This window comes from Saccharothrix carnea (genome assembly GCF_003014735.1).
Taxonomy (GTDB): Bacteria; Actinomycetota; Actinomycetes; order Mycobacteriales; family Pseudonocardiaceae; genus Actinosynnema; species Actinosynnema carneum.
The window spans coordinates 86597-112496 of record NZ_PYAX01000007.1; the positions used below are offsets into that span (position 1 = coordinate 86597).

Annotated in this window: 28 protein-coding genes; 15 read left to right on the forward strand and 13 right to left on the reverse strand. The window is 71.5% G+C overall.

Translation table 11 applies throughout. The annotated features are described in order from the left end of the window. Positions 1-100: 100 nt before the first annotated feature. From sepH to B0I31_RS21420, 3 genes are all read right to left on the reverse strand, one after another. Positions 101-1021: a septation protein SepH gene (sepH, locus tag B0I31_RS21410; protein WP_106617522.1), complete on the reverse strand. Its 921-nt coding sequence runs from the start codon at positions 1019-1021 to the stop codon at positions 101-103. Between the two features lie 242 nt (positions 1022-1263). Further along, complete coding sequence (serC, locus tag B0I31_RS21415) at positions 1264-2397, reverse strand: phosphoserine transaminase (protein WP_106617160.1); 1134 nt, start codon at positions 2395-2397, stop codon at positions 1264-1266. Positions 2398-2523: 126 nt separating this feature from the next. Then, positions 2524-3636 carry a citrate synthase 2 gene (locus B0I31_RS21420; RefSeq protein ID WP_106617161.1) on the reverse strand — a complete coding sequence of 371 codons (1113 nt, stop codon included), beginning with the start codon at positions 3634-3636 and terminating at the stop codon, positions 2524-2526. A gap of 187 nt (positions 3637-3823) precedes the next feature. On the opposite strand from B0I31_RS21420, the gene B0I31_RS21425 reads away from it, so the two are divergent. From B0I31_RS21425 to ureG, 5 genes are read left to right on the forward strand one after another with little or no spacing between them, the layout of a single operon-like run. Continuing rightward, positions 3824-4126, forward strand: a complete 303-nt coding sequence (locus B0I31_RS21425) for an urease subunit gamma (RefSeq protein ID WP_106617162.1) — start codon at positions 3824-3826, stop codon at positions 4124-4126. Positions 4127-4135: 9 nt separating this feature from the next. After that, complete coding sequence (locus B0I31_RS21430; RefSeq protein ID WP_106617163.1) at positions 4136-4447, forward strand: urease subunit beta; 312 nt, start codon at positions 4136-4138, stop codon at positions 4445-4447. Then, positions 4444-6144: an urease subunit alpha gene (locus tag B0I31_RS21435; RefSeq protein ID WP_106617164.1), complete on the forward strand. Its 1701-nt coding sequence runs from the start codon at positions 4444-4446 to the stop codon at positions 6142-6144. The genes B0I31_RS21430 and B0I31_RS21435 overlap by 4 nt, the downstream gene beginning before the upstream one ends. Then, positions 6144-6794, forward strand: coding sequence for an urease accessory protein UreF (locus tag B0I31_RS21440; protein WP_106617165.1), 651 nt, complete (start codon positions 6144-6146; stop codon positions 6792-6794). The genes B0I31_RS21435 and B0I31_RS21440 overlap by 1 nt, the downstream gene beginning before the upstream one ends. A gap of 4 nt (positions 6795-6798) precedes the next feature. Beyond that, positions 6799-7473, forward strand: a complete 675-nt coding sequence (gene ureG / locus B0I31_RS21445; RefSeq protein WP_106617166.1) for an urease accessory protein UreG — start codon at positions 6799-6801, stop codon at positions 7471-7473. Here the strand turns inward: ureG and B0I31_RS21450 are convergent. Next, a complete protein-coding gene (locus B0I31_RS21450) occupies positions 7443-7949 on the reverse strand; it encodes a DUF4232 domain-containing protein (RefSeq protein WP_106617167.1) in 507 nt (168 codons plus the stop codon). The two genes, ureG and B0I31_RS21450, sit on opposite strands and share 31 nt — an antisense overlap. A 77-nt stretch (positions 7950-8026) precedes the next feature. On the opposite strand from B0I31_RS21450, the gene B0I31_RS21455 reads away from it, so the two are divergent. Then, on the forward strand, positions 8027-8887 hold the full coding sequence (locus B0I31_RS21455; protein ID WP_245950204.1) for an urease accessory protein UreD: 861 nt from the start codon (positions 8027-8029) through the stop codon (positions 8885-8887). A gap of 48 nt (positions 8888-8935) precedes the next feature. After that, positions 8936-9592, forward strand: a complete 657-nt coding sequence (gene pdxH, locus B0I31_RS21460; protein ID WP_106617168.1) for a pyridoxamine 5'-phosphate oxidase — start codon at positions 8936-8938, stop codon at positions 9590-9592. A gap of 69 nt (positions 9593-9661) precedes the next feature. Here pdxH and B0I31_RS21465 read toward each other — a convergent pair whose 3' ends face one another. Continuing rightward, positions 9662-9952, reverse strand: coding sequence for a hypothetical protein (locus tag B0I31_RS21465; RefSeq protein WP_106617169.1), 291 nt, complete (start codon positions 9950-9952; stop codon positions 9662-9664). A 207-nt stretch (positions 9953-10159) separates the two neighbouring features. On the opposite strand from B0I31_RS21465, the gene B0I31_RS21470 reads away from it, so the two are divergent. Together B0I31_RS21470 and B0I31_RS21475 are read left to right on the forward strand one after the other, a co-directional pair. Further along, positions 10160-11428, forward strand: coding sequence for an MFS transporter (locus B0I31_RS21470; protein ID WP_106617170.1), 1269 nt, complete (start codon positions 10160-10162; stop codon positions 11426-11428). Between the two features lie 88 nt (positions 11429-11516). Then, positions 11517-12482 carry an NAD(P)-dependent alcohol dehydrogenase gene (locus B0I31_RS21475; protein WP_106617171.1) on the forward strand — a complete coding sequence of 322 codons (966 nt, stop codon included), beginning with the start codon at positions 11517-11519 and terminating at the stop codon, positions 12480-12482. Here B0I31_RS21475 and B0I31_RS21480 read toward each other — a convergent pair. From B0I31_RS21480 to B0I31_RS21490, 3 genes are all read right to left on the reverse strand, one after another. Beyond that, the gene (locus B0I31_RS21480; protein ID WP_245950206.1) at positions 12479-13780 is read right to left on the reverse strand and encodes a cation:proton antiporter; all 1302 of its coding nucleotides are present in this window, start codon (positions 13778-13780) and stop codon (positions 12479-12481) included. The genes B0I31_RS21475 and B0I31_RS21480 overlap by 4 nt on opposite strands. A 116-nt stretch (positions 13781-13896) precedes the next feature. After that, on the reverse strand, positions 13897-14106 hold the full coding sequence (locus tag B0I31_RS21485; protein ID WP_106617173.1) for a DUF397 domain-containing protein: 210 nt from the start codon (positions 14104-14106) through the stop codon (positions 13897-13899). A 12-nt stretch (positions 14107-14118) separates the two neighbouring features. Further along, positions 14119-14958, reverse strand: a complete 840-nt coding sequence (locus B0I31_RS21490; protein ID WP_106617174.1) for a helix-turn-helix domain-containing protein — start codon at positions 14956-14958, stop codon at positions 14119-14121. Positions 14959-15053: 95 nt separating this feature from the next. On the opposite strand from B0I31_RS21490, the gene B0I31_RS21495 reads away from it, so the two are divergent. Both B0I31_RS21495 and B0I31_RS21500 read left to right on the forward strand, forming a co-directional pair. Further along, positions 15054-15287: a hypothetical protein gene (locus B0I31_RS21495; protein WP_106617175.1), complete on the forward strand. Its 234-nt coding sequence runs from the start codon at positions 15054-15056 to the stop codon at positions 15285-15287. A 72-nt stretch (positions 15288-15359) separates the two neighbouring features. Next, positions 15360-16742, forward strand: a complete 1383-nt coding sequence (locus tag B0I31_RS21500; RefSeq protein ID WP_106617176.1) for an APC family permease — start codon at positions 15360-15362, stop codon at positions 16740-16742. A gap of 49 nt (positions 16743-16791) precedes the next feature. Here B0I31_RS21500 and B0I31_RS21505 read toward each other — a convergent pair whose 3' ends face one another. The 4 genes from B0I31_RS21505 to B0I31_RS21520 form a co-directional block, all read right to left on the reverse strand. Beyond that, on the reverse strand, positions 16792-18912 hold the full coding sequence (locus B0I31_RS21505) for a hypothetical protein (protein WP_106617177.1): 2121 nt from the start codon (positions 18910-18912) through the stop codon (positions 16792-16794). 40 nt (positions 18913-18952) lie between these two features. Beyond that, positions 18953-19249: a YiaA/YiaB family inner membrane protein gene (locus B0I31_RS21510; protein WP_106617178.1), complete on the reverse strand. Its 297-nt coding sequence runs from the start codon at positions 19247-19249 to the stop codon at positions 18953-18955. Between the two features lie 77 nt (positions 19250-19326). After that, positions 19327-20160, reverse strand: a complete 834-nt coding sequence (locus B0I31_RS21515) for an MBL fold metallo-hydrolase (protein ID WP_106617179.1) — start codon at positions 20158-20160, stop codon at positions 19327-19329. Beyond that, a complete protein-coding gene (locus tag B0I31_RS21520) occupies positions 20157-20711 on the reverse strand; it encodes a TetR/AcrR family transcriptional regulator (protein WP_106617180.1) in 555 nt (184 codons plus the stop codon). The genes B0I31_RS21515 and B0I31_RS21520 overlap by 4 nt, the downstream gene beginning before the upstream one ends. 68 nt (positions 20712-20779) lie before the next feature. On the opposite strand from B0I31_RS21520, the gene B0I31_RS21525 reads away from it, so the two are divergent. Then, on the forward strand, positions 20780-21652 hold the full coding sequence (locus B0I31_RS21525) for an aldose 1-epimerase family protein (RefSeq protein ID WP_106617181.1): 873 nt from the start codon (positions 20780-20782) through the stop codon (positions 21650-21652). A gap of 19 nt (positions 21653-21671) precedes the next feature. After that, positions 21672-22901 carry an amidohydrolase gene (locus tag B0I31_RS21530; protein WP_106617182.1) on the forward strand — a complete coding sequence of 410 codons (1230 nt, stop codon included), beginning with the start codon at positions 21672-21674 and terminating at the stop codon, positions 22899-22901. On the opposite strand, the gene B0I31_RS21535 is transcribed toward B0I31_RS21530, so the two are convergent. Next, positions 22879-24018, reverse strand: a complete 1140-nt coding sequence (locus B0I31_RS21535) for an acyl-CoA dehydrogenase family protein (protein ID WP_106617183.1) — start codon at positions 24016-24018, stop codon at positions 22879-22881. The two genes, B0I31_RS21530 and B0I31_RS21535, sit on opposite strands and share 23 nt — an antisense overlap. 89 nt (positions 24019-24107) lie before the next feature. On the opposite strand from B0I31_RS21535, the gene B0I31_RS21540 reads away from it, so the two are divergent. Together B0I31_RS21540 and B0I31_RS21545 are read left to right on the forward strand one after the other, a co-directional pair. Further along, positions 24108-24704 (forward strand): TetR/AcrR family transcriptional regulator, encoded by a 597-nt coding sequence (locus B0I31_RS21540; RefSeq protein ID WP_106617184.1) that lies wholly within the window; start codon positions 24108-24110, stop codon positions 24702-24704. Next, the gene (locus B0I31_RS21545; protein ID WP_106617185.1) at positions 24701-25639 is read left to right on the forward strand and encodes a carbohydrate kinase family protein; all 939 of its coding nucleotides are present in this window, start codon (positions 24701-24703) and stop codon (positions 25637-25639) included. Before B0I31_RS21540 ends, B0I31_RS21545 begins: the two co-directional genes overlap by 4 nt. Positions 25640-25900 lie beyond the last annotated feature (261 nt).

Genomic DNA, 25900 nt, shown 5'->3' on the forward strand with positions numbered 1-25900 from the left:
CGGCAAACCGGGGGAGATCCGGGTTCGGGTCGGTGGTCGGGCCGGTGATGTGCGGAAGAGCCTCCGCCTTGGTGGCGGAGGCCCTTCCGAATGGTGTCTGTCAGCCGCGGGTGGAGCGGACGCCTAGGAGGACGTCTTCCCACGACGGGACGATGGGGTGGTTCTTCTTGCCGCGCTTTGGTGGTGGGTCCTTGCGGGGCGGTTGTGGCTTGGTGCCCGTTGCCGGTTGTTGTGGTGCTGGTGCCGGTGGTGGCGTCGGAGTTGGGTCTTCGGCCACTGCCGGAATCGGCTCGGGGGTGGGCTGCTGGGGTTCTTGGACCGGAGGTGGTGGCGGAGGGGGTGGTTCCTCGCGGACGAGGATTTCCGGTTCCGCTTGTTTTTCCAGTTCAAGGGCTTGGCGGGCCAGTTGGGTGACCGGGCGGACGGTGCGCAGGGTTCGGTTGGGGTTCGGGTCCATGAGTTCCATGGCGCCGTCGTCCAGTGCGGTGACCGTGCCGCCCTGGGCGCCCGGGTGGAAGGCCCAGTGCGCGAGGTTGTCCGACCTGCCGGCGGTCCAGTGGAGCTGGACGACCCAGCGGCCGTCCTCGCCGCGCCACGAGTCCCAGCTGACGTCGGCGTACTCCTGGCCCCGCAGGCCGAAGGAGTGCGCGACGACCTCGCCGAGCGTCTGCACGTCCGGGCCGTCCTCGCGGACGGGGTGGGCGCGTTGGGCCAGTTCGGCGGTGCGGGAGCGTTCGAGGAGGACGGGGTAGGCGTAGCGCTCGACCCGGTGGGTGGGCAGGCCGGCGGCGGCTGCCACCTGGGCGACGGACTCGCCGGCGCGGATCCTGGCCTGGATCTCACGGGGGCGCATCTGGCTCTCGACCTCGATCTCGATCTGGCCGAGTCGGGTGAGGTCGCCGCGTGCCGCCGCGCGCAGCCGTTCGTCGGCGGGGAGCACGAAGCGCTCGCCGCGATCCGGGTCCTCGAGGATGACGGACTTGCCGTCGTCTTCGAGCCCGATGACTCGCAACGCTCGCATCATGGCCTCCCGGATGGCTCACCTCGCCGAGTACTCACGTTAATGCGGCGCGCCGCCTTGACGGGGGAGACTCGCCGTGTTCGCCGATATCTTCGTGTGATCTTGCCGTATGTCGGCGCCGTCCGCACGTCCGTTACCCCAAGGTTTACCCGGGTGAGACGGGTGCGGGATCCCGAAGTGGCCGGTCAAAGCCGTGGGGCCGCCCCTCGGGAGGGACGGCCCCACGGGTGCGCTTCGGCTGGTCAGAGCTTGGAGACGACCCAGTCGACGGCCTTGGTCAGCGTGCTCACGTCGGTCGGCTCGACGGCCGGGAACATGGCCACGCGGAGCTGGTTGCGGCCCAGCTTGCGGTACGGCTCGACGTCCACGATGCCGTTCGCGCGGAGCACCTTGGCCACCACGGAGGCGTCGACCGAGTCGTCGAAGTCGACGGTGCCGACGACCTGCGAGCGGTGCGCCGGGTCGGCGACGTACGGGGTCGTGTAGGAGGTCGACTCCGCCCAGGTGTACAGGCGCGAGGACGAGTCGGCGGTGCGGTCGACGGCCCAGGTGAGGCCGCCGTTGCTCAGGATCCACTCGATCTGGTCGTTGAGCAGGAACAGCGTGGCCAGGGACGGCGTGTTGTAGGTCTGGTCCTTGGTGGAGTTGTCCAGCGCCGTGGTGAGCGACAGGAACTCCGGCACCCAGCGACCCGACTGGCCGATCTCGGCGACGCGCTCCAGGGCCGCCGGGGACATCAGCGCGATCCACAGGCCGCCGTCCGAGGCGAAGCACTTCTGCGGCGCGAAGTAGTAGACGTCGAAGTCGGAGGGGTCGACCGGGAGGCCGCCCGCGCCCGAGGTGGCGTCGATGGCGACCAGGGCGCCGTCGCTGCCCGCGGGGCGGGAGACGGGCACGGCGACACCGGTCGAGGTCTCGTTGTGCGCCCAGCCGACGAGGTCGGCGCCCTCGGCGTAGGCGATCTCGGGCGCGCTGCCCGGGTCGGCCTTGACCACGATCGACTCGCCGAGGAACGGCGCGTCGTTGGTGACCTTGGCGAACTTCGAGGAGAACTCGCCGTAGGTGAAGTGCTGGGCGCGCTCGCGCACCAGGCCGAACGCGGCGGCGTCCCAGAACGCGGTGGTGCCGCCGTTGCCCAGGACGACCTCGTAGCCCTCGGGCAGCGAGAACAGCTCCCGCAGGCCGGCGCGCACCGAGCCGACCAGGGACTTCACCGGCTTCTGGCGGTGGGAGGTGCCCATCAGCGCGGCGCCCTCGGCCGCGAGCGCCGCGAGGGCCTCGGGACGGACCTTGGAGGGCCCGCACCCGAACCGGCCGTCGGACGGCAGCAGGTCGGAGGGCAGGACCAACGAGGTCGGGTCGGCGGTCTGGGTCATCGCGAAGCCTCCGGTTACGGGGAGGGGGTCGGCACGACCGGCGCCGTTGCCGGGTCCCTAAGTGTTGCAGCCGCGTGGCCGGGGGGTGACAGGCGGGTGTCCCTGGTCACGTGGAATCGGGCCGGGTCAGGCGATCTCGTCCCAGCCCTCCACCTCGGACGGCTTGCGCGGGCCGGGGCCGACGTACTTGGCGGACGGGCGCACGAGGCGGCCGGTGCGCTTCTGCTCCAGGATGTGCGCCGACCAGCCCGCGGTCCGGGCGCAGGTGAACATGGCGGGCATCATGTGCGGTGGCACCTGGGCGAAGTCGAGGATCACCGCGGCCCAGAACTCGACGTTGGTCTCGATGGCGCGGTCCGGGCGGCGTTCGCGCAGCTCGGCGAGGGCGGCCTGCTCGAGGGCGTCGGCGGCCTCGTAGCGGGTGGCGCCGAGTTCCCGGCACGTCCGCCGCAGCACGCGGGCGCGGGGGTCCTCGGCCCGGTACACGCGGTGGCCGAAGCCCATCAGGCGCTCGCCGCGGTCGAGGATGCCCTTGACGAACGCCTTCGCGTCGCCGGTGCGCTCGACCTCCTCGATCATCGGCAGCACGCGGGCGGGCGCGCCGCCGTGCAGCGGGCCGGACATGGCGCCGATCGCGCCGGACATGGACGCCGCGACGTCCGCGCCGGTGGAGGCGATGACGCGGGCGGTGAACGTGGAGGCGTTCAGGCCGTGCTCGGCGGCCGACACCCAGTAGGCGTCCAGGGCCTTGACGTGCGCCGGGTCGGGCTCGCCGCGCCAGCGGGTGAGGAAGCGCTCGGTGATGGTGGTGCACTCGTCGATGCGGTGCTGCGGCACGGCGGGCCGGCCGATGCCCCGCGCGGACTGCGCCGCGTACGACAGGGCCATGACGGAGGCGCGGGCCAGCTGCTCGCGCGCCTGCTCGTCGGTGATGTCCAGCAGCGGCTGGTAGCCCCAGATCGGGGCGACCATGGCCAGCGCCGCCTGCACGTCCACCCGCACGTCACCGGTGTGCACCGGGATCGGGAACGGCTCGGCGGGCGGCAGACCGGGCCCGAAGCGGCCGTCGACCAGCAGGGCCCACACGTTGCCGAACGTCACGTGCCCGGCCAGGTCCTCGATGTCCACGCCGCGGTAGCGCAGCGCGCCACCGTCGCGATCCGGCTCGGCGATCTCGGTGCGGAAGGCGACCACGCCCTCCAAGCCCGGCCGGAAACCGTCGTCCTCGGTCTGCACCACGCTGTGCGCTCCTTCTCTGGCGGGAGTGAAGAGTTGGGCAAACCTTGCTCCCCTTCTCCACCGCGGGCAATCGGGGGTCCGCGTGTCGTCGGTCACGATCAAGGAACCGATTCAGAAGGCGGGTAGATCGTTAAGCCCTTGTTTCGGTTCCGGGCTCGCGCGTGTTTCCCGTGGTAGACCACCGGCCATGCACCTGACACCGCACGAGCGGGACAAGCTGCTGGTCCACGTGGCGGCCGACGTCGCGCGCAGGCGGCTCGACCGCGGCGTCGTCCTGAACTACCCGGAAGCGGTCGCGCTCATCACCGACCACGTGCTCGAAGGCGCCCGGGACGGCCGCACGGTCAGCGAGCTGATGGAGAGCGGGCGGCACGTGCTGCGCCGCGACCAGGTGCTCGGCGGCGTGCCGGAGATGATCGAGTCCGTGCAGGTCGAGGCGACCTTCCCGGACGGCACCAAGCTCGTGACCGTGCATGACCCGATCGTGTGAGGAGCAGCTGTGGTCCCTGGCGAGATCATCACCGGTGACGAGCCGGTCGAGCTGAACCCCGGCCGGCCGCGCACCACGCTCGTCGTGGTCAACGCGGCGGACCGCCCGGTGCAGGTCGGGTCGCACTACCACTTCGCCGCGGTCAACCCCGGGCTGGAGTTCGACCGGGAGGCCGCGTGGGGCAAGCGGCTGGACGTCCCGGCGGGCACGGCGGTGCGGTTCGAGCCGGGCGTGGAGCGGGAGGTCGTGCTGGTGCCGCTGGCGGGCGCGCGGCGGGTGCCGGGGCTGCGGCCGGAGTGGGCGGGGGAGCTGGACCGGTGAACGAGATCAGCCGCCGCCGCTACGCGGAACTGCTGGGTCCCACGGTCGGCGACCGGATCAGGCTCGCCGACACCGACATCCTGATCGAGGTCACCGAGGACCGGTCGATGGGTCCGCAAGGCGCGGGCGACGAGGTGATCTTCGGCGGCGGGAAGGTGATCCGCGAGTCGATGGGCCAGGGCGTGGCCACCCGCGCGGAGGGCGCGCCGGACCTCGTCATCACGGGCGCGGTCGTGCTCGACCACTGGGGCGTGGTGAAGGCCGACGTCGGGGTCAGGGACGGGCGGATCGTCGGCATCGGCAAGGCGGGCAACCCCGACACCATGGACGGCGTGGACCCGGCGCTGGTGATCGGGCCGTCGACCGAGGTGCTGTCGGGCAACGGCAAGGTGCTCACGGCCGGCGGCATCGACTGCCACGTCCACTTCATCACGCCGGGGATCGTGGACGTGGCGGTCGCCTCGGGCCTGACCACGTTGATCGGCGGCGGCACGGGCCCCGCGGAGGGCACGAAGGCCACGACGGTGACGCCCGGCGCGTGGAACCTGGGGCGGATGCTGGCCTCGCTGGACCACCTGCCGGTGAACATCCTGCTGCTCGGCAAGGGCAACACGACCCGGGAGGACGCCCTGCGGGAGCAGTTGGCGGGTGGCGCGGGCGGGTTCAAGCTGCACGAGGACTGGGGCACCACGCCGGCCGCGATCGACGCCTGCCTGAGGATCGCCGACGAGTCCGGCGTGCAGGTCGCGATCCACACGGACACGCTGAACGAGGCCGGGTTCCTGGAGTCGACGCTGGCCGCCATCGCGGGCCGGTCGATCAACGCCTACCACTCCGAGGGCGCGGGCGGCGGGCACGCGCCGGACATCATCCAGGTGGTGTCCGAGCCGAACGTGCTGCCGTCCTCGACCAACCCGACGCGCCCGCACACGGTGAACACGCTGGAAGAGCACCTGGACATGCTGATGGTGTGCCACCACCTCAACCCGTCCGTGCCCGAGGACCTGGCGTTCGCGGAGAGCCGGATCCGGCCCACCACGATCGCGGCCGAGGACGTCCTGCACGACCTGGGCGCCATCTCGATGATCAGCTCGGACTCGCAGGCGATGGGCCGGGTCGGCGAGGTCATCATCCGGACCTGGCAGACCGCGCACGTGATGCAGCGGCGGCGCGGCGACCTGCCGGACAACCTGCGCGCCCGCCGGTACGTGGCCAAGTACACGATCAACCCGGCGATCGCGCACGGCATCGACCACGAGGTCGGGTCGGTGGAGGTCGGCAAGCTGGCCGACCTGGTGCTGTGGGAGCCGAAGTTCTTCGGGGTGCGGCCCTCGGTGGTGCTGAAAGGCGGGTTCATCGCGCACGCCGCGATGGGTGACGCGAACGCGTCCATCCCGACCCCGCAGCCGATCTTCGCCCGACCCATGTTCGGCGCGCTCTCGGCGGCGCGCAACAGCGTGCACTTCGTGTCGCAGCAGGCGGTGGACGCCGATCTGGCGGACGTGCTGCGGTTGGCGCGGCCGTTGGTGCCGGTGCGGGACACGCGGGGCGTGACCAAGGCGGACATGGTGCTCAACGACGCCCTGCCGGACGTGAAGGTGGACCCGGACAGCTTCGCCGTGCGCATCGACGGCGAGCTGGTCGAACCCGCGCCGGTGGCGGAGCTGCCCATGGCCCAGCGCTACTTCCTGTTCTGATGAACCTCGCGGCGCTGATGATCGCGGACTCCCGGTTCCCGGGCGGCGGCCACGTGCACTCGGGTGGGCTGGAGGAGGCCGTCGCGCGGCGGCTGGTGCACGACGAGGCGTCGTTGCGGTCGTTCCTGGTCGGCCGGCTGCGCACGGCGGGTGCGTTGGGCGCGGTCTTCGCGTCGGCGGCGTGCCGTGGGCGGTACGAGGAGCTGGACGCCGAACTCGACGCCCGCACGCCGTCGCCCGCCCAGCGCCGCGCGTCACGCGTGCAGGGGCGCGGCATCGCGCGGGCGGCGCGCAAGGCGTGGCCGTCGCCCGCGTTGGCGGAGCTGCTGCGGGTCACGCCGAGGCCGCACCACCCGGTCATCGTCGGCGTGCTGGTGGGTGAGCCGTTCGAGGCCGCGCAGACGGTGGCCTACCACGCCGTGACGGGTCCGGCGACGGGCGCGATCCGGCTGCTGGGGCTGGACCCGTTCGGGGTGAACGCGGTGCTGGCGCGGCTCGCGCCGGAGATCGACGCGGTCGCCGCGATGGCCGCCGACCACGCCGACACCCCGCCCGAAGACCTGCCCGCGCCCAGCGCCCCCGGCCTGGACCTGCTGGCCGAAGCCCACGACCGCCACCACTCGGAAGAGGTGCGTCTCTTTGTCAGCTGACCACGTGCACCCGGTGAACTTCGACCCCGCCGACGCCGGCCACGACCCCCACGAACCGCACGAGCACCGGGCGGTGCGGATCGGCATCGGTGGGCCGGTCGGCAGCGGCAAGACCGCGTTGACGGCGGCGCTGTGCCGTGCGTTGGGCGGCAGCGTGAACCTCGCCGTGGTGACCAACGACATCTACACGACCGAGGACGCGGACTTCCTGCGTGCGGCGGGGGTGCTGGACGTCGAGCGGATCGAGGCGGTGCAGACCGGCGCGTGCCCGCACACCGCGATCCGCGACGACATCACCGCCAACCTGGACGCGGTGGAGCTGCTGGAGCACCGGATCCCCGGCCTGGAGCTGGTGATCATCGAGAGCGGCGGTGACAACCTCACCGCGGTGTTCAGCCGCGGCCTGGTGGACCGGCAGGTGTTCGTGGTCGACGTGGCGGGCGGTGACAAGGTGCCGCGCAAGGGCGGCCCCGGCGTGACCACCGCGGACCTGCTGGTGATCAACAAGACCGACCTCGCGCCGATGGTGGGCGCCGACCTCGGTGTCATGACGGCCGACGCCCACCGGATGCGGGGTGACCTACCGGTGATCAGCCAGTCCCTTGTGGACACACCGGACGCTCCCGCGGTGGCCGAGTGGGTGCGCGCTCAGCTCCGCACGCTCGCGGCGGTCAGTTGATTGCCGAACGGGCTGACGTCGCCCGCGCAGCCGTGCTGGTCGGTCATCGGCAGGTACAGCGGCACGGTCTCGTCCGGCGGGAACACGCGGATGCCCCACACGGGCGTCTTGCGGCACACGTCCGGGTCGAAGTTGTCGACCTGGGCGAAGCCGACGTCCGAGCGGACCGCAGTGCCGTGCGGCAGCGTGAGCGACGGCCCGCGTTCGCCGACGCGCACGGCGGCGGCGCCGACCTGGTTGCCGTTGGCGTCCACATAGGACACACCTGGGAAGCCGCGCAGCACGCACGCGTGCATGCTCCGGTTGGTGAACACGACCTCCCGGTGCACCGTGCCCGCCGCACCGCCCTCGCGGCCGAAGCCGATGGTCAGGTCGGCGGATCGGCAGGTGCCGACCTCCGGGACCGCGAAAGCGGCTCCCCCGATGGTGAATGTCGCCGCCGCGACGACCGCGGCGGCTGCGATCACTCTCCTCATCACGATCTCCCCCGAGATTCGCGGGTGGGAGTTCCACCCGACCCAAGGACGTGTCGGGGGTCACAGGGGTTGCCCCGGTGAGGGCGCGGGCTCACCTGGTCGTGGCGCCCGACCCGAACGGGCGAACCGTCGTGCGCGAGGTGCGGTCGATGGCGCCGCTGCGCCTGGTGCCCCGCCCCGGGCCCCAGGAGGTGGCGCTGGTACACCTGGTCAGCGCGGTCACGGCGCCGTTGGGCGGTGACGACCTGGAATTGCGCGTCATCGTCGAGGCGGGGGCGTCGTTGGAGCTGCGCGGGGTGGCGGCGACGCTCGCGCTGCCCGGCAGGCACCCCGGCGGCAGCCGTGCGGTGGTCGACGTGCAGCTGGCAGACGGCGCGTCGTTGGCCTACCTGCCGGAACCGACCGTGGTCACCGCGCGTGCGTGCCACGAATCGGTGTTGCGCGCGCGGATGGGGGAAGGCGCTCGGCTGCGTGCGCGCGAGATCGTCGTGCTGGGGCGGACGAACGAGAAGTCCGGTTCGCTCACCACCACGCTCGACGTCCGCCGGGACGGGCCCGTGATGAGACAGACATCCCGACTCGGAACGCCCGAAGTGGACACCAGCCCGGCGGGCCTGGCGGGTCGCCGGGTGTTCGGCACCGAGCTGCTGTGCTGGGACGACGACCTCCCGGGAGCGGTTTCAGAGGACTGGTGGTCGCTCGTACCGCTGGCCCGCGGCGGCAGCCTGAGCACCGCCCTGGCCGACGACGCGGTGACCGTCGAACGCGCGCTCGACGAGGCTCGGGCCCGGCACCCCGGATCGAGCGGCTCTCTGACTCGATCTCGAACTCGATTCCGAGGTGACGGTCACACCCAAAGTCACGGATCGGGTGGCGGTCATCACCGTGCGGGCGGTTTCGCCTTCGGCGCCGAACCCGTACGGTCGCTGGATCGCTAGGTGCCACAAGTGCCTTGGCCAGGCCGAATTACGCTCCGGGAGGTCGGGATGTCGGAGACGACGAACATCGCGTTGCCGTCTATGCGCGTGTCCTACGAACAGGGCTCGCTCACGGAGAGCGACCTCGCGGCCACTTGGCACGAGCAGTTGCAGCTGTGGCTGGACCAGGCGACGGGCGCGGGCCTGCCGGAGCCGAACGCGATGGTCCTCGCGACCGCCGACACCCAGGGTCGGCCGTCCTCGCGGACCGTGCTGGCGAAGGGCCTGGACGAGCGCGGCCTGGTGTTCTTCACCAACTACACGTCGGCGAAGAGCCACGACCTGATGGCCACCCGGTACGCGTCGGCCACGTTCCCGTGGTTCGCGATGCAGCGGCAGGCCCACGTGCGCGGCACGGTCGAGAAGGTCGGCCCGGAGGAGACCGCGGCCTACTGGGCGAGCCGCCCGCGCGGCTCGCAGCTCGGCGCCTGGGCGTCGCCGCAGTCCCGCGCGGTCAGCGGGCGCTCCACTTTGGAGAGCGCGTTGAACAAGGTCGAACGGCAGTTCGCCGAAGCCGACCGGGTACCCGTGCCGCCCCACTGGGGTGGCTGGCGCATCCGGCCCGAAGAGGTCGAGTTCTGGCAGGGCCGCCGCGACCGCATGCACGACCGCCTCCGCTTCCGCCTCGGGCGCGACGGCTGGGAGGTCCAGCGCATCGCGCCGTAGTCCGGTGACGTGGAACGAGCCCCGAGGCGGATCAGCGCCTCGGGGCTCGTCCGTTCTCACGGCAACGCGCTACGAGTCGACGTCGGTGGCGAAGACGCGGTAGGACCAGTTGTGGTTGCCCACGTTGGTGACCTGGATGCGGTAGTGCAGCCCGTCCGGCTTCAACCTGGTCCACACCCTGGTCACCTCGAACTCGATCGTGCCGGGCAGGAACCCGCCGGGATCCACCGGGTCGGGGATGGCGGTGAAGTGGAGGCTGCGGTCGGAGGTGATCACCCCCGTCTCCCACTCGGCCGACTTGCCGGCGTCGAGAGAGCCGCCGAAGTTCACGATCTGGTAGTGCTTCACCGTCGTCGCCATGTGTTCTCCTCTGCTCCGAGACCTGTCCGCGGCGGGCCGGCCGCGCCGCCCTGTTCCGATCATGGAGAGGTCGGGTGCCGCTCGGTGAGGGTCGCGAGGGCGGACGGACGGGCAGTGCTCAGGGGACGCGACACCGCGCCGGGGACCGTTCCGGCCCGTGTCCCACATCTCGGTGAGGATTTCGTTAGTTGCCGTACGCTAACGACCGTGCGGAGAGTGCTGGGCAGGATCGCCATCGACACGCGGCCCCTGAAGGTCGTGGCGTTCCGGCGGCTGTGGCTCTCGACCGTCGTCACGGCAGTCGGCAGCCAGCTGACCGCGGTCGCCGTGCCGAAGCAGGTGTACGACCTCACCGGGTCGTCCGGCTGGGTGGGCGTGGCGGCCGGGGTGGCGCTGGTGCCGCTGCTGGTCTTCGGCCTGTACGGCGGCGCGATCGCGGACGTGGTGGACCGGCGCAAGCTGCTGGTCGTGACCAACACCGGTATCGCGGTGACGTCCGTGCTGCTGTGGGGGCAGGCCGCGCTGCACGTCGACTCGGTGTGGCTGGTGATCGCCCTGCTCGGCCTGCAACAGGTGTTCTTCGCCGTGAACGCGCCCGCGCGCACCGCGTCGATCGCCCGGCTCGTACCCGCCGAACAGATCCCGGCCGCGACGGCGCTCGGCTCGACGGTGATGATGTTCGGCGGCGTGTTCGGGCCCATGCTGGCGGGTGCGCTGATGCCGGTCGTCGGCCTGTCGACGCTGTACCTGGTCGACTCCATCGCGCTGACGCTGACCATCTGGGCGGTCTGGAAGCTGCCGCCGCTGCCGCCGCTGAACGGGACGTCGCGGCGGGCCGGGCTGCGGGACGTGGTCGACGGGTTCCGGTACCTGGCCGTGCAGAAGATCCTGCTGGCGAGCTTCCTGCTGGACATCATCGCGATGGTGTTCGGCATGCCCCGGGCGCTGTTCCCGGAGATGGCGGAGCAGACGTTCGGCGACCCGCCCGGCGGTGGGTTGGCACTGGGCCTGCTGTTCGCCGCCATCCCGCTGGGCGCGATGCTGTGCGGCCTCACGTCCGGCTGGACGTCCCGGGTGACCCGGCACGGCACGGGCGTCGTGCTCGCGGTGGTGGCGTGGGGCGTGGCGATGGTCGGTTTCGGCCTGTCGCACGCCCTGTGGCTCGCCGTGGTGTTCCTGGCCATCGGCGGCGCGGCGGACATGATCAGCATGGTGTTCCGCAGCGCGATCCTCCAGTCGGCCGCGACGGACGAGATGCGCGGCCGGATGCAGGGCGTGTTCATCGTGGTGGTGGCCGGCGGTCCCCGCTTGGCGGACCTGCTCCACGGCACCACGGGCGCGATGATCGGCCCCGGCAACGCGACGGCGGTGGGTGGTGTGCTCGTCGTGGTCGGGACCGCGTTGGCGGTGCTGGCGATCCCGGCGATCCGGCGCTACCGCTTCACGCCCGCCGGCCCGGTGGGCGCGGTCGGCTGACGGTGTGCGGGAACATCCCTAGGGGATGTCCCTGACCTGCGGAAATACTGAGAACGTCCTCAGTTCCGGGTGGTTAGCGTCCCCCGGCATGAGAGCTGCCGTGCACACCAGGTTCGGTCCGCCGGACGTGGTCCGGGTCGTGGAGTCGGCGGTGCCCGTTCCGGGGAAGGGCGACGTGCTGATCAAGGTGCACGCGACGACGGTGACGTCGGCCGAGTGCGCGATGCGTCGCGGTGAGCCGCTGTGGGGACGGGTGATCATCGGCCTGCGCCGGCCGCGCCGGAGGCTGCGGACACTGGGGATGGAGGTCTCCGGCGTCGTCGCCGAGGTCGGTTCGGACGTGCGGCGGTTCGCGCCGGGCGACGAGGTCTACGGGTTCACCGGCTTCGGGGCGGGTGGGCACGCCGAGTACGTGCGGATGCCGGCGAGCGGGTCGTTGGCACCCAAGCCGGCCGGCCTGACGTTCGCCGAGGCGGCGGCCGCGGTGGACGGCGCGACGACGGCGCTGTTCTTCCTGCGCGACAAGCTCGGCGTGCGGGCGGGGCAGCGGGTGCTGGTCAACGGCGCGTCGGGCAGCATCGGCACGTACGCGGTGCAGTTGGCGAAGCTGTTCGGCGCGGAGGTCGTCGGTGTCTGCGGTCCGGGCAACGTCGAACTGGTGCAGTCCCTCGGGGCCGACGAGGTCGTCGACTACACGAAACGCGACTTCACGGCGGACGTGGACGCCTACGACGTCGTGTTCGACACGGTCGGCAAGAGCTCGTTCAGCCGGTGCCGGCGGGCGCTGCGGGCCGGCGGGAAGTACGCCCCGACCACCGGCCTGCACAACGTGCTGTGGGGTCTGTGGACGTCGTTGCGCGGCGGCCGGAAGGTCGTGTTCGGCATGTCGGTGCGCAAGAACGCCGGACTGCTGACCGTGAAGGAGATGCTGGAGGACGGCCGGCTGCGGATCGTCGTGGACCGGACCTACCCGTTGGACCGGATCGCCGAGGCCCACCGGTACGTCGACTCGGGCCACAAGCGGGGCAACGTGGTGATCACCGTGGCGGACTAGACCGCGGTTCGGGGCGCTTGCTCCGGGTCGCCGTGCCGGTCCTGCGCCGCGCGCAGCCGCAAGCGGTCGAGCAGCCTTATGGACGGGGTCGCGGTGATGCCGTGCAGGATGATCGAGCCGATCACGACCAGGCCGACCACCCGCCAGATGGCGTCCTGGTCGGCGAAGTCCCCGGCTTGGAGCGCGTAGGCGACGTAGAACAGCGAGCCGACGCCCCGCACCCCGAAGAACGAGATGACGGCCCGCTCACGAGGCCCCGTCTTGCCCCGCGCCAGCGCGACCAGGCCCGCGACCGGCCGCACCACGAGCAGGACGGCCAGCGCCACCAGCACCTCCCGCCACCCGGTGCCCGCCAGCAGGCCGGTGACCGCCGCGCCGCCGAGCAGGAAGATGATCAGCACGGTGAGCATCCGCTCGACCTGCTCGACGTACTGGTGCAGGACCCGGTGGTAGCCGTGGGAGCGCTCGCCCGCCCGGATCGTGCAGGCGCACACGAAGACCGCGATGAAGCCGTACCCCTCGGCCAGTTCGGTGAGGCCGTAGGCCAGGAAGGTGCAGGCGAGCGCGACGAAACCCTCGGCGTGCTCCGCCAGCCGGAAGTCCTCCGACGGCGCGGCGAAGAACAGCTTGCGCAACGCCCACCCGATGAGCAGGCCGACGAGCACCCCGCACGCCAACCGCCACAGCACGTCCACCAGGAGCCAGCGCGGCAACCAGGCGTCCGGCGCCGCGCCGACGACGCTGATCGCCACGGCGGCGTAGGTGAACGGGAACGCCAGCCCGTCGTTGAGGCCGGCCTCGGACGTCAGCGCGAACCGGGCCTCGTCCTCGCCTTCACCGGGCCGGTCGGGGTTCTCCGCGGGTTCGGCCACCTGCACCTCGCCGGCGAGCACCGGGTCGGTGGGCGCCAGGACCGCCGCGAGCAGCAGCGAGGAGGCCAGGCCCAGGCCGAGCGCTCCCCACCCGAGCAGGCCCACGGCCAGCATCGACACCGGCATCGTGATGCCGAGCAGCCGCCAGGTGCTCGACCAGCGGCGCAGCCCGATCGGCCGGTTGAGCGCGAGTCCCGCGCCCATCAGCGAGATGATCACGCACAGCTCGGTGAGGTGCAGGACGAGCGTGCCGTGCTCGGTCGGATCGGGGTCGGGCAGCCCCTCCACGACGGTGAACGCGACCGCGCCGGCGGCCAGGAAGATCATCGGCATCGAGATGGGCGCCCGACCGACGACCCGGGGCAGCACCGCGGCCAGGAGGGTCGCGACACCGACGCCGGCGTAGGCCACGGCGGTCGAACCCACCAGCGGGTCTCCTCTCGGTAGGCCCGCGGCCAGGCACGCGCTCGGCCGCTGGGGTACCGGGTGAGGTACCCCCGCGCGGTGGCGTCAACCCTCTGGAGAGGTCACCTCGGGGCGCGCTACTGAGCCCGCACGAACCGGGCCCATGATGCGGCGGGGAAGCTGAGCGTCGGCGCCGGGTTCTTGGAATCCCGCGCCGCCACCCGGGTCGACAGGCGCGCCACCTCCACGCAGTTCGCGCTGCTGGCACTCCGGGAACTCTTGCGCCACAGCACCTCGACGCAGTTGGCACTGCTGTTGCTGCGGGAACTCTTACGCCACAGGGTCATGTCTGCATCGTGTCACGCGAGGCCCTTCAAGTAATCCAGCGTCTCCTCCGGGGTGTACGCCAAACGCCGGAGCGCCGCCCAGGTCGCCTCGAACACCTCGATCTGGTCGTCCTCGTCGATGAACAGGCTGGCGACCTTGTTCTCCAACAGCACCAAACTCGGGTCGTCGTCGTACTTCAGGATCACGAACGGCCCGTTGAGGCCGCCGTGCAGCTCTGCGTCGGTCGGTACAACCCTCACCGTGATGTGGGGGCGTTCCCCCGCGTCGATGAGATGCCGGATCTGGCGTCGCTGAGCGGCTTGGTCGTGGAATGGGCGCTCCAGGACGCCCTGCTCGATGATCACGCTCAACTTGAGCGGCGTGTTGCGGCTGAGCAACCCTTGACGCGCCATCCTGCTCGCGACCAGGGCATCCACCTGAGGGTTGGTCAGGGTGTGCCCGGTCGCCTTGATGATCGACCGGGCATAATCCGGGGTCTGGAGCAGACCGGGGATCATCAGGGGTTCGTAATTGAGCAGCGCGCTGGCTTCATCTTCGAAGTCGGCCCACGCCTGCCAGTCCTCGGGAAGGTTTTGGTTGTTCATCCGCAACAAGCCGCGTTGCTCGGCGTGCCGGGCGAGGTCGAGGAGTTCGACGCGTTGTTTGCGCGCAACCTTGTAGCAGTCGAGCAGCTTCTCCAAGTCGTCCAGGTAGACGCCGATCTCGGAGGACTCGATGCGGCTGATCTTGCTCCCGGACATGCCCACGGCCTCGCCGACCGCTTCCATGCTCAGACCGGCGGCGGTGCGCAGTTTCCGGAGGACGTGTGCGAGACGGCGGGAGCGGGCGGATGTTCCAGCGCGGCGGGCCATGCGATCAAGTTAGGGCGGTTGCAATTTCCACCGCAAGGAGAGTCACTCGAAAGAGTTATTGCCCAAATTAACGCAAGCCTGCAAATCTTTCGGGCATGGAGCCGATCATCAAGGTGACTTCGCCGAAGCGCGAGTGGTTGTTGCGGTGCTACTCGGACAAGGAGGACGTGCTGAGCCTCGAAGTCCAGGACGGCGGGATCGACGTGTTCCTGCCCTCGGGCGTGGACGGCGTCCGGCTGGAGGCGGACCAGATCGCGGCGTTCCGGGAAGCGCTGGACGAGGCCATCGCGCAAGCCGAAGCCGATCTGCGGGCCGCCGCGCGCGACTGAAACATCAAGACTTGCCCAAGGTGCGCGGATCCGACTATCCGGGCGGTGTGTGATCCGGCACACTCAGTCGGCATGGCGGAAGCGACGAGCGCACCGGCGCAACCGGAACTGAAGCGGGCCATCGGCCCGAAGCTGCTGCTGTTCTTCGTGATCGGTGACATCCTCGGTGTCGGTATCTACGGTCTCTCGGGCAACGTCGCGGGCCTGATCGGCGGCGCGTTGTGGTTGCCCTTCCTGGTCGCGTTCGCGGTGGCGTTCATGACCGCGTTCAGCTACCTGGAGCTCGTCGGCAAGTACCCCAAAGCGGCGGGCGCGGCGCTCTACACCAACCGGGCGTTCAAGATCCAGTTCTTGACCTTCATGGTGGCGTTCGCGGTGATGAGCTCGGGCATCACGTCGGCGTCCTCCGCCGCGCTCACGTTCGGGCGCGGCTACCTCCAGTCGCTCATCAGGGAGTTCTTCTCCGACACGTTCACGGTGGCCGCGACGCTGGTCGCGATCCTGTTCATCGTCGGCATCGCCTTGATCAACTTCCGGGGCGTCTCGGAGTCGGTCAAGGCGAACGTCGTGCTGACCTGCATCGAGCTGTCCGGCCTGCTGATCATCATCGCGATCGGCGTCTACGCGGTGCTGGCCGGTGACGGCGACCCGAGCCGCCTCACCCAGATCGACCCGAAGCCCGGCCAGAGCCCGCTCGTGGCGGTGACGGCGGCCACCGCGCTGGCGTTCTTCGCGATGGTCGGGTTCGAGGACTCGGTGAACATGGCCGAGGAGACCCGCGAACCGACCCGCATCTTCCCGCGCGCCATGCTGTGGGGCATGATCGTCGCCGGTGTGATCTACGTGCTCGTGGCGATCACGTCCTCGCTGCTCATCCCGGCGAGCGAACTGGCCAAGGCCGGACCATCGGCGCTGCTCCGGGTCGTGCAGGTCGGCGCGCCCGGCTTCCCGCTGTGGCTCTTCTCGCTGATCGGCCTGTTCGCGGTCATCAACTCGGCGCTGATCAACATGCTGATGGCCAGCCGGCTGGTCTACGGCATGGCGAACGAGCGGATCATCCCGAGGGTGTTCGGCACCGTGCACCCGTTCCGCCGCACGCCGTGGATCTCGATCGTCTTCACGTCGGGCGTCGCGATCATCCTGGTGTCGACCGCGGACATCGCCAAGCTCGGCGGCACGACGGCGTTGCTGCTGCTGGTGGTGTTCACCATCGTCAACATCGCGGTGCTGGTGCTGCGCAAGGACAAGGTCGAGCACAAGCACTTCCGCGCGCCGACGTGGGTGCCGGTGCTGGGTGCGATCACGTGCGCGTACCTGGCGAGCCCGCTGTCGGGCCGCGCGTCGGCGGACTACAAGATCGCGCTGTACCTGCTCGCCGCCGGTGTGGTCCTCTGGCTCATCAACCGCGTGGTTCACGGCAAGGTGACGTTCGACCCGGGGAAGCTGTCCAAGTGACCCGCCGACCGTGGTGGGGATTCGCTTCCCCACCACGGTCCTCTGTGGACTAGTGGCCGAGTCCGGCCAACGTTTTCCGGAGCAGCCGGCGCTCCTCGTCGTCCTGGCGGACCCGGCGGCCGTGGATGCCGCCGCCCGGCATCGCGGCGTCACCCTCGGCCAACGCGTGCAGCGCGGGCAGCAACGGGGTGGCGTCGTCGCCCAGCTCGCGCAGCGACTCGACCAGCCACGGTCCGGTGCCCACCCAGGCCAACCGCTGCCGGACGGCGTCGACCAGGGGCTGGGCCTCGCCCGTGACGCGGCGGATGGCCAGCGCGGCGGCGTGCGTGTCGTGGCGGTCGGCCAGCAGTTCGCGCAGGCGTGGCACCAGGGACGCGGCCGGTGGTCCCACGAGACCGGCCAGCTCGGCGGCGTCCGCCACGTGCCGGGCGCTGTCCAGCGCGTCGGCGGCGGCGCGGAGCGGCGCGGTGGTGTCGCCCGTGCCCAGCAGCAGCCGGGCCGCCTCGATCCGGAGGCGGATGGTGGCCGGGTCGTCGGCCGCGGCGGTGGTGGCGAGGTCGCGCAGGGCCGGCAGCAGGTCGTCCAGCGGGAGTCCGTGGCGCAGGGCCGTCTGCGCGGCCGGCACGGGTGACGCGACGGCGGCTTCCGCGACGCAGGAGGCGACGTGGCCGACGTCACCGGTGATGGCGGTGAGGGCCTCGGCGCAGTCGAGGCGGTGGCGCCAGGACGCCGCCGGGTCGGCACGCACCCGGCTCAGCACGGGCACGGCCGCCGTCGCCGCCGGACCCATCGCGGCCAGCGCGCGGACCGCCCACCACTGGTCGTGCGGGACCAAGGCGACCAGGTCCGGCACGGCTTCGGCCGCGTCCGCGCCCCACCGGTGCAGGAGCCTGGTCAGGGTGTTCACCTCGTTGTGCCACCGCATCCGGCCGAGGAGGGCGTCGTAGTCCGACGCCCGCGCCCACTCCGGGGGCAGTGCCGCCAACCGTCGCCGCACCGCGTCCAGCAGCACGGGATCGCACGGCACGGCGGTGTCGATGAGCAGCGCGATCACGTCGGGCACCACGCAGCCCGCCTGGAGCGCCGCGGTGAACGGCGAGCGCCAGCGCGGGTCGCCGAGCGCGATCAACACCTCCAGGGCGAGCTCGAACAGCTGTTCCTCGGGCGAGTCGACGTCGGGCGCGGGCCCGGCGACGACAGCCGCCAGCGCGTCGGCGGCCAGGGGAGCCGCCGCGGGCACGTCACGCACCGCCGTGGCGGCGGACACCCGGACGCCCACGTCGGCGTGCTCGACCGCGGTGGCCAGCAGGGGAGCGCACGCCGCACGGGCCGAACGCGACCTCACGCACCGCGCGTAGGCCGCCTCGACGGCCCGGCGCGCGGCGTCCGCCGACCCGCGTTCGAACAGCGTCCGGCACAGCTCGACGAACGGCGCGTCGTCGATCCGCGCCACGACGTCCGCGAACGGGGACGCCGACCAGACCCAGTTCCGCAACGGCTCGCCGTCGAGCCAGCAGTCGACCACCGCGCCGGTCGCCGCACCCGACCACGGCAGCCCGGCGTCGGCGATCGCCCACAGCGCACCGGCCCGGACGGCGGCGGGACGAGCAGGCGCCAGCTCGCCCACCAGCCACTCGGCGCTCTCGGCCGGCGCGACCCGACCGGCCGCCGCCAGCAGGCCCGCCACCACGCGCGGCGACCGTTCACGAGAGCGCCGCGCCCGCACCGCGGGCAGCACCTCGGCCGCCGGCGTGAGGTTGCCCAGCAGGTAGGTCGAGACGTGCCGCAGCTCGACGTCCGGGTCGTCCAGCAGCGGCAGCAGCCGTGCGGTCTCCCGGGCCAACGCCGCGCGCACGTCCGCCAGCACCTCCGGCGAGGCGTCGCCGGTCTCGGCGATCGCGCCGAGCAGGTGCACCAGGCCGACGCGCCGGGGAGTGCCCGGGTCGGCGGCGAGCCGCGCCACGAACGGCACCGCCCACGGCGTTGCCGAGTACAGCGTGCCCTGGTGGTAGATGCTGCCGAACAGGTGCTCCAACGCCTCGCCGGCGACTTCGTCGTCCTCGCTGACCGCGTGGCGCAAGGTCTGCGGCACGTCCTCCGCCGAGCCGTACGCGTGGTCGAGCGACGCCCAGTCGACGTCGTCGATGCCGTCGAGAGCGGCGGCCGTCATTTCAGGTGCTCCTCCCGCGTGGTGGCGACAGCGTAGGTGCTCAGGCCGCTTCCACCCGGTACGGGTCGTGCTCGGCGAGCAGCTTCTCCAGCCGGGCCTGGTCGACCCGGCTCACCACGTAGGTCTCCTCCTGCCGGTCGCGGATGCACTTGGCCAGCGTGAACGCCGACGTGACGGTGAACAGCAGGCCGAGGGCGAGGAACGCGCGGACCCAGCCGTCGACCGGCAGGTAGGCGACACCGAGCCCGACGGCGGCGAGCGAGACGGCGAACGAGATCACCGCCTGCGCGTAGAAAGCGGTGGTGGTCGGCGAGTGCGGCTTGGCGGTGGAGGTCATGGCCGAAGCGTCCCCGGCCGGGGGCGCCGCTGTCATGAGTACCGCTACTCAATCCCGCCGCTGCTCGGCCACCTCCGCTACTCGACCACCGCCGCGCGGTCCTGGTGGCGGCGCAGCTCGGTGGCGTCGTGCGCGCTGAAGACGTCCACCTCGGCGCCGTGGTCGCGCACCAGCTCGCGCAACCGCTCCTGGTTGGCCACGCGCAGCTCCGGCAGCACCTGCATCCGCTTCTGCATGTACGTCAACGCGGGCGGGCAGTACCGCTTCGGCGTCATCTCGGCGTGGAAGAAGTACGAGTCGCCCGCGTGCAGCAGCCACCGGTCGCCGTCGCGCACCGCCACGCCCGTGTGCCCGTGCGTGTGGCCGAAGAGGGGGACGAGGAGGACGTCGGGGCTGACCTCGCGGACGCCGTCGAAGCCGAACCACGTCTCGCCGGTGGTCTCGTGCGGCACCCAGCGGGGGCCGTGCTCCCACTGCTCGTCCGGGTAGCGGATGCGGTCGTTGCGGGACTTGTGCGGGCCGGTGGCGGCGGCGAGTTCCTCGGCGGAGAGGTGGACGTCGGCGTGGGGGAAGTCGCGCAGACCGCCGCCGTGGTCGAGGTCCAGGTGGGTCAGCACGACGGTCCGCACGTCGGCGGCGGTGAAGCCGAGCGCTTCCACTTGGCGCAGCGCGGTTTCGCGTTCGTCCAGGGCCGGTCGGCTCATGAGCCGCCAGGAGCGTGCCAGTGTGTCGTCCGGGGTGCGGACGTCGTCGACGCCCATGCCGCTGTCGACGAGGGTCAGGCCGTCGTCGGTTTCGAGGAGCAGCACGTGGCAGACCAGTTCGGTCTTGCTGAAGTACGAGCCCTCGCCGGTCACCAGCTTCCCGCCGAGCGGGCGCATGGTGCCGCAGTTGAGGTGGTGCACCTTCATGGTCTCGGCCTTCCCAGGAAGGCGCCCAGGCGGGCGCCGACGGCGTGCAGGGGTTCGAGCGAACGGCGGGTGCGGGCGAGCAGGAGGGCGCCCTCGATGGCGGCCAGCACGACCGTCGCCAGGGCTTCGTCACCGGTGCGGGCGGCGATGAGGCCCTGCCACCGGGCGTAGACGTCCTCGCAGGCGACGCGGATCGGTTCGCTGTCCGACGCGGCGTCGAGCGCGACCGTGGCGACGGGGCACCCGCTGCGGAAGTCCGAAGCCAGCAGGTCGCGGCCGAGGAGCTCCAGTGCTCGGGCAAGCGCTTTCGAGGAGTCCGGTTCGGCGTCGAGGACGGCGGCGAGCGCGTCGCACAGCTCGTTGCCCGCCAACGTCACCGCCTCCGCCGCCAACTGCTCCTTGCCGCCCGGGAAGTGGAAGTAGAGCGAGCCCTTGGGCGCGCCGCCCTCGGCGAGCACCTGGTTCAGGCCCGTCGCGTGGTAGCCCTGCGCCCGGAACAGGTCGGCCGCCGTGCGCACCACGCGTTCTCGGGTGTCGGTCCGTCTTGGCATGGTTTTACTATAGAGACCGGTCTAGTAACTACGTCAAGGGGAGAGCCCCTCGGATACGCTCCTGACCCATGCTGGAGATCGCCCACGGCGCGGCGCGCGCCGTCATCGCACCCGAGGGTGCGGGACTGAAGTCCTACGAGGTCGGCGGCGTTCCGTACGTGGAGACGTACGACGGCGAACCGCCCATGGGTGCCGGCGCGGTGCTGGTGCCGTGGCCCAACCGCACGGCGGGCGGCAGATGGGTGCTCGACGGCGAGGAGCAGCGGCTAGAGATCGGCGAGCCCGCGCGGGGCAACGCCATCCACGGCCTGGTGCGCCGCGCGATCTGGGGCACCGTGGAGCACACCGGGTCGCTGATCTCGCTGGAGACGCCGGTGGCGGGCCTCGGCTGGCCGGTCGAGCTGCGCACCACCATCACCTACGCGCTCGACGAGAACGGCCTGACCGTCTCCCACGGCGTCACCAACGTGGGTGACAAGCGGACCCCGTTCGGGGTGGGCACGCACCCGTACCCGCGGGCCGGCGCGTCGTTGACCGACGAGACGTCGCTGTCGCTGGCGGCCACGACCGTGCTGCCGGTCGACCCGCGGACCATGATCCCGAACGGTCCGGCCGAGCCCGTGTCGGGCGACTACGACTTCCGGGTGGCGCGGCTGCTGGAGGGCGTCAAGCTGGACACCGCGTTCGGCGGGTGCGAGCCGGTGGACGGGCTGGTGCGGCACGTGCTGAAGGGGCCGGGCGGCGGCGTCGAGGTGTGGGCGGACCCGGACTTCAAGTGGGTGCAGGTCTACACGCCGGACAACTTCCCCGGCCGTGGCCGCGCGGTGGCGATCGAGCCGATGACGTGCCCGCCCGACGCGTTGAACAGCGGGATCGACCTGCTGTGGCTGGAGCCGGGCGAGTCGTGGGCCGGACGGTGGGGTTTGCGCCCGCTGTCGTAGACCGTTAGCGTCGCTAACTATGAACGTCGCTATCACGGGTGGGTACGTCGTCCCGGTCGTCGGAGAGCCGATCGAGGGCGGCACGGTCCTGATCCAGGACGGGAAGATCGCCGCGGTCGGCGCCGACGTCGAGGTGCCGGACGGCGTGCCGGTCGTGGACGCGGCGGGCGGCTGGGTGCTGCCCGGGTTCGTGGAGGCGCACGGCCACCTCGGCGTGCACGAGGAGGGCGAGGGCTGGGCCGGGCAGGACACCAACGAGATGACCGACCCCAACGGCGCCCGGCTGCGCGCGTTGGACGCGATCAACGCCGCCGACCAGGGCTTCGCCGACGCCCTGGCCGGCGGCGTCACGACCGCGGTGGTCAAGCCCGGGTCGGGCAACGTCATCGGCGGGCAGACCGTGGCGGTGAAGTGCTGGGGCCGCACGGCCGACGAGATGCTCGTGCGCAACCCCGTCAGCGTGAAGAGCGCGTTGGGCGAGAACCCGAAGCGGGTGTACGGGGAGCAGAAGAAGCTGCCGTCGACGCGGCAGGGCGTGGCGGCGGTGATCCGTGACGCGTTCACCAAGGCGCAGGACTACGCGGCCAGGCGTGACGCGGCCGAGGGTGGTGTGTTCGAGCGGGACACCACGTCCGAGGTGCTGGCGCGGGTGCTGTCGGGTGAGGTGCCGTGGTGCCAGCACTGCCACCGGGCGGACGACATCGCGACGGCGTTGCGGCTGGCGGAGGAGTTCGGCTACCGGCTCATCGTCAACCACGGGACCGAGGGTCACCTGATCGCGGACCTGCTGGCGGAGCGTGACATCCCGGTGATCATCGGCCCGCTGTTCACGTCCCGCTCGAAGGTCGAGGTCCGCAACCGCTCGCTGCGCAACCCCGGCATCCTGGCCCGTGCGGGCGTGCGGATCGCGATCACCACGGACCACCCGGTCGTCCCCATCCACTTCCTCGTGCACCAGGTGACGTTGGCCGTGAAGGAAGGCCTGGACCCCCGGGTCGGCCTGGAGTCGATCACCGTCAACCCGGCCCGCATCATGGGCCTGGACGACCGCGTGGGCTCCCTGGCCCCCGGCCTCGACGGCGATGTCGTGATCTGGTCGGGCGACCCGCTGGACGTGATGAGCCGCGCCCTGAAGGTCTTCGTGGAAGGCCGCGAGGTCTACCGCTACGCCGACGGCGAGGAAATCGTCACCAACCCCTTCTACCGCGAACCCCGACCCCCGCGGGTCAGCGGAGGGTGCGGCCGATGACCAGGCGTTGGATCTGGTTGGTGCCTTCGAAGATCTGCAGGACCTTGGCCTCACGCATGTAGCGCTCCGCCGGGAAGTCGCGGGTGTAGCCGGCGCCGCCCAGGACCTGCACGGCGTCCGTCGTCACCTTCATCGCGGCGTCGGTGCAGACCAGTTTGGCGATCGCGGCCTGGCGGGTGAACGGCAAACCGCGGTCGCGGCGGCGGGCGGCGTCGAGGTAGGTGGCGCGGGCGGAGTCCACGGCGGCGGCCATGTCGGCCAGCAGGAACTCCAGGCCCTGGAAGTCGATGATCGCGCGGCCGAACTGGGTGCGCTGCTTGGCGTACGCCACGGCCTCGTCCAGCGCCGCCTGCGCCAACCCCACACCGCACGCGGCGATCCCCAGGCGGCCCGAGTCCAAAGCGGACAGTGCGATCTTCAGGCCGTCACCCTCGGCGCCGATCAGGCGGTCGGCGTCCACCCGCACGTCGGAGAACGACAGCTGCGCGGTGATCGAGCCGGTCAGGCCCATCTTGCGCTCCGGCTTGGCGGCGACCAGACCGTCGACGTGGCCGGGCGCGAAGAAGCAGCTCACACCCTTGCCACCGGCGTCCGACGTGCGCGCCATCAACGTGTAGAAGTCCGCCACCCCGGCATGCGTGATCCACGCCTTCGTGCCGTTCACGGTGTAGTGGTCGCCATCGCGCACGGCACGCGTGGACAACGCACCGGCGTCCGAGCCCGCGTGCGACTCCGACAACGCGTACCCGCCGAGCAGGTCACCGCCGACGACGTCCGGCAGCCACCGCGACTTCTGCTCCTCGGTCCCGAACGTCGCCAGCGCGTAGCTGGACATGACGTGCACCGACAGCCCGACCGCGACCGACATCCACGCCGACGCGACTTCCTCCAACGCCTGCAGGTACACCTCGTACGGCTGCTCGCCGCCGCCGAACCGCTCCGGGTACGGCAGCCCCAGCAACCCGGTCTTGCCGAGCAGCCGGAACGCCTCGCGCGGGAACCGGGAGTGCTCCTCGGCCTCGGCGGCGTGCGGCGCGAGTTCGTCGCGCGCGATCTCGCGGACCAGGGCGAGCAGGTCCTCGGCCTCGGTGGTGGGCAGCAGGCGCTCGGCGGGCATCGTCGACCTCCGGATCGCGGGGTACTGTCAACAGTACTGTAGGACGTACTCCAGTACTGGATCCAGGCACTGTGACAGAGTTGCCGCCTATGACCTCGATCGTGCGCAGACCGCTGACGCCCAGGCAGGTGGAGCTGCTGGGCCGGCTCGAGGCGCTCGTGCTCGCCGAGGGGTTCGCGCACTTCACGCTGGACGACCTCGCCGCCCGCCTGCACTGCTCCAAATCCACCCTGTACGCGCTGGCCGCGAGCAAGGAACAGCTGGCGGTGCGGGTCGTCGGCCGGTACTTCAAGGGTGCGGCCGAGCGGATCGAGCAGCGCATCGCCGACATCGACGACGTGCGCGCCCGCGTCGGCACCTACCTGGCGGGCGCGGCCGACGAGCTGCGCCGCGCGTCGGCCCAGTTCATCACCGACGTGTCCGCGTTCGCACCCACGCGCAGCACCTACGAGCGCAACGCCCGCGCCGCCGCCGAGCGCATCCGCGCGTTCATCCAGGAGGGTGTCCGCGACGGGGTGTTCCGGGACGTGCATGCGACGCTGATCGCCGAGATGGCCGGTCTGCTCATCGAGGGCATCCAGACCGGTGTGCTGCCCCGGCGCGCGGGCGTGTCGGACGCCGAGGCGTTCACCGCGCTGGGCGAACTGCTGCTGGACGGGTTGCGGAGAGAACGGAGCCAGTCGTGATCGTCGTTGCAGGTGAGGCGCTGGTCGACCTGGTGCCCACGTCCGAGGGCGACCTGTCGCCGCGGCTGGGCGGCGGCCCGTACAACGTGGCGGTGGCCGCCGGACGGCTCGAAGCACCGGTCGGCTTCCTGTCCCGGGTGTCCTCCGACCTGTTCGGCGACCGGCTGCTGGAGCGCCTGCACGCCTCGAACGTGCGCACCGACCTGGTCCAGCGCGGCGACCAGCCCACGACGCTGGCCGTGGTCGGGCTGGCCGACGACGGCTCGGCGCGCTACTCGTTCTACGTCGAGGGCACGGCCGATCGCCAGGTGACCGACCCGGGCCCGCTGCCCGCCGGGACGAAGGCCGTCTCGTTCGGCACGCTGTCGCTGGTGCTGGAGCCGGGCGCGAGCACGTACGAGCGGGTGCTGTGGCGCGAGGCCGAGCGCGGCGCGCTCACCGTGCTCGACCCGAACATCCGTGCGGGCCTCATCCACGACCCGATGGCCTACCGCGACCGGTACGACTCGTGGCTGCCGCACGTGGGCCTGCTGAAGGTGTCCGTCGAGGACGCGCGGTGGCTGGCCGACCTGCCGGCCGACGCGTCCGAGGACGACGTGCTGGAGGTCGTGCGCGACTGGCAGGGCGCCGGACCGGCCGCCGTCGTGCTCACCCGCGGCGGCGACGGGCTGGCCGTGCTGACCGCCGCCGGCGACGTGATCCGCGTCCCACCCACGCCCGTGGACGTGGTCGACACGATCGGCGCGGGCGACACCGTGCAGGGCGCGCTGCTGGCCTGGCTGCACGACCACGACGCGCTGTCCGTCGAGGCTGTCCGGGGTCTGGACGCCGGGAAGTGGGGCGAGGCGCTGGCCTACGCGGGCGCCGCGGCGGCCATCACGTGCTCCCGGGCGGGCGCCGAGCCGCCCTTCAAACGAGAGCTGGAGATGACCTAGCTCTCACCCCTCGTGAGGTGGATAAACAGCCCATAAGGGCTACGGTGGTGGATGCACGCTAGCCACCCATGCATCCGGATGTGATGCCGGTCCCACCTCACAGAATCGGTTCACACCGCGGCTGTGTTGAGGGTCGTCCTCTGACTAGCGTGGGAGAACTGACAGGACCCCAACGGGGTGGTGCTGCGGTGCGGGGCGATCCCACGCCCGCGCGCGTGCGTGCGAGACCCGCATGAGCCACCCCGCCCTAGCGTGAGAGGG